The sequence below is a fragment of the Streptomyces sp. NPDC048352 genome, assembly GCF_040651895.1.
Taxonomy (GTDB): domain Bacteria; phylum Actinomycetota; class Actinomycetes; order Streptomycetales; family Streptomycetaceae; genus Streptomyces.
On sequence record NZ_JBEZKZ010000158.1, the window covers coordinates 1 to 3,069 of the forward strand.

The 3,069-nt window shown below is 78.1% G+C and carries 1 protein-coding gene and 1 pseudogene; both read right to left on the minus strand.

Annotated features, from left to right (window positions below):
* Positions 1-1,491 (minus strand): annotated as a pseudogene (locus tag AB0D45_RS34685) (hypothetical protein); the annotation flags it as partial.
* Positions 1,492-1,754: 263 nt separating this feature from the next.
* Positions 1,755-2,975: a precorrin-6y C5,15-methyltransferase (decarboxylating) subunit CbiE gene (cbiE, locus tag AB0D45_RS34690; protein ID WP_361609838.1), complete on the minus strand. Its 1,221-nt coding sequence runs from the start codon at positions 2,973-2,975 to the stop codon at positions 1,755-1,757.
* Positions 2,976-3,069 lie beyond the last annotated feature (94 nt).

A 3,069-nucleotide genomic window follows, 5' to 3' on the forward strand; every position in this document is an offset into this window, starting at 1 on the left:
CAGGCATGCCTCTGTCGGTAGGCCGCCCGAGGGGTCTGCGCCAGGATCGCGAGATCCATCCCCAGCCAATGGCTCGACGGGCTCCGGAGCCTCGGGCGCGGCTTCGGCCGGCGCCTGGGGCGCGGCTGCGACGGCGACGGCCTCGGCGGCTGCGGGAGCCGCGGGGGCCTCCTCGGCGGCCGGGGCGGCCTCCGGCGACGGCTCGGCGGGGGCGGCGGCTGCCGGGGCGGCCGGCTCCACCGTCCACGGCGTCCCGGCCTGCGGCGGGACCTCCCCGGGCTGCGGGGCGGCGGCCGGCTGGTCCAGGTACTCGGGGGCGGCGGCGTCCGGGGCGACCTGCGCGGCCTCGGCGGCCGGAGCGGGGGCCTCGGGCGCCGGGGCGGCAGTGGCCTCCGCAGGGGCGGCGGGCTCCGCGGGCTCAGCCGGAGCGGCAGCCGGAACGGCGTCAGGGGCCACGGCAACGGCCTCGGGAGCCGGGGCGGCCGGAGCGGCAGCCTCGGGCGCCGGAGCAGCCTCAGGCGTCGGAGCGGCAGCCTCCGCGGCCGGAGCAGCGGCCTCGGCAGCCGGAGCATCGGCAGCGGGTGCCTCTGCAGCCGGAGCCTCGGCAGCAGGCGCCTCAGCAGCAGTGCCCTCGACCACCGGGGCCTCAGCCGCCGGAGCAGCGTCCACCGCCTCGGCAGCCGGAGGCGCCTCGGCAGCCGGCGCCGCCACCGGGGCCGCTACCGGCTCCGCCGTCACGGCGACGGGCTGCGCCGGCACGGCGGCCGCAGCGGCCTGGGGCGCGGCGGGCGTCACCGGCGCCGCCGGCGCGGCGGCCGGCCCCCGGTCCGCGAGGGAGCGTACGACTCCCCCGGTGGCGTCGGGCATCGGCGGGCCCATGTGCAGCGGCCGGCGCGGCGGCATGACGGGAGCGGCGGGCGGGACCTGCGCGGCGGGCGGGGCCACCAGGCCACCCAGGTCCAGGGAGCCGGAGTCGCGGCCGCCGGCCTCGTGCGCGCCCGCGCTGTAGGCGGCGGGCTCGGCGAAGGAGGCGGGGAAGCCCGCCTCGGGGAAGCCGGGCGCGGGCTGTCCGGGCGCCGGGTACCCGGCCTCGGGGTAGCCCTGTTCCTGGTAGCCGAGGTGTCCGGGCTCGGGGTAGCCGCCGGCGGGGGGCTGCGGGTACTCGGTGAAAGCGGGCTCCGCCGGGAAGTCGCCCTGGAAGCCGTTCGGGAAGTCGTTCTGGAACTCACCCGGGAAGGCCGGCGCCGGCGGCACCACCTGCGGGTCGCTCCAGGAGCCCTGCCCGTGGCCGCTCGGCATCAGCAGCAGTTCGTCGTCCTCGGCCTCGGCCGGGTCGTCCACGAGGTCCTGGAAGGCGTAGCCCGCGGGGGCCTGGGGCGGCATCGGGGGCAGGGGCGGCATCTGCGGGACCGGAGCGGGCGTGCCCTGCTGATCCACCATGCCCGTGTTGTCCGGGTGACCCTCGCCCGGGACCTGGCCGGTGTCAGTCATGCGTACCCCTCGCCCATCGGTGTTGCCTCTTCGATCGCCCGGTCGCCCACAGGGCCCGCCGTGCGGAACATGCCGTGCGGCGTTGCCGCGCCGTACGACGCCTCGCGTACGCACGCACGACAACTCCTGAGCATTGTCGCGCTCGTCGGCCGTCGTGTCGGCCAGAAACCGGCACCGTCCGCTGTGGACTGCGCCACGTCGCGCGTCCACCAGTCGTCCACCAGGGCGGTACGACGATCGGCCAGCCTACCCCGGGCTCCGCGCTAGCGGTTCACGGGGCGTTCGGCTGCCAGCAGGAACACCACGGAACGCTCCTGTTCCGCCCAGGTCCGGGTGTCGAGGCCGACGGACTGGAGCAGCGCGCACTCGACGGCGTACCCGTGTCCGGTGAGGGCGCGTCCGATGGCCTCGGCCTCGTCGCGCGTGGAGGCGTGGCTGACGATCCGTTCGGGACGCCGCTCGGCGACGGCCGCGACGACCGCGGCCCCGCCGCCGCCGACCCGTACGACGTCGGGTTCGGGCAGGTTCTCCAGGACGTGCGGGGCCCGGCCGGGGACGACCTGGATCTGGACACCGCGGCCCCGGGCGGCGGCCGTTACGCGTTCGCAGGCCCGGGGGTCGGCGTCGACGGCGATGACGGCGGCGCCGAGGGCGGCGGCGTCCACGGCGAGGGCTCCGGAGCCGGCTCCGATGTCCCAGACGAGGTCTCCGGTGCGGGGGCCGAGCCGGGCGAGCTGGGCGGCGCGCAGCTGCGCGGACTCCCCCTCCCCCGGGGGCCGTTCGGCGGGGGCGTCCTGCGGGCGGGCCCAGCCGCGTACGGGGGCGAGGCCGTGGCTCTGGCCGAGCAGCCAGCCGGGGTCGGCGCCGGCGGGGGCCTGGCCGGCGCCGCCGATGACGATGACCACGTTGGGGTCGCGCCAGGTGTGGTCGGCGGCGGCGTCGGAGGTGAGGACGGTGACGCGCTCCCGGTCGGTGCCGAGTTCCTCGCAGATGACGAAGGTGCGGTGGATCCCCTCCAGGAGCAGGGCGAGTTCCGCGGGGCCGGCTCCGGGTGAGGTGAGGACGGCGACCTTGGTGTGGGCGCGGCAGACGTTGACGGCGCGGCGCAGGGTGCGGGGGTGGGCCACGACGACCTGGGCGTCGTCCCAGGGCATGCCGGCGCGGGCGAAGGCGGCGGCGACGGCGGAGACGGCCGGGACGACCTCGACCTCCAGGCCGTGTTCCGGGGCGCGCAGGGTGCGTACGACGCCGAAGAAGCCGGGGTCCCCGTCGGCGAGGACGACGGCGGTGCCGCGGTGGCCGGCGATGCGGCGGGCGGCGAGGCCGAGGCTGCCGAGGCGGATGCGTTCGGCGCCGGGCGGGACTTCGGGGAGCGCGAGGTGGTGGGCGGCTCCGGCCACGAGGGTGGCGGCGGAGAGCGCGGAGCGGGCGGCGGCGGTGAGGGGGGAGCCGTCCCAGCCGATCACCGTGACCCGGTCGGCCATCGTCGTCGGTCTCCAACTGCGCCTTCCCCCTGGTCATCACCATGATCGGGCTGCGCGCCAAGTCCCCGGCCGGGGTCGTGCGGCTCTCCGCCTT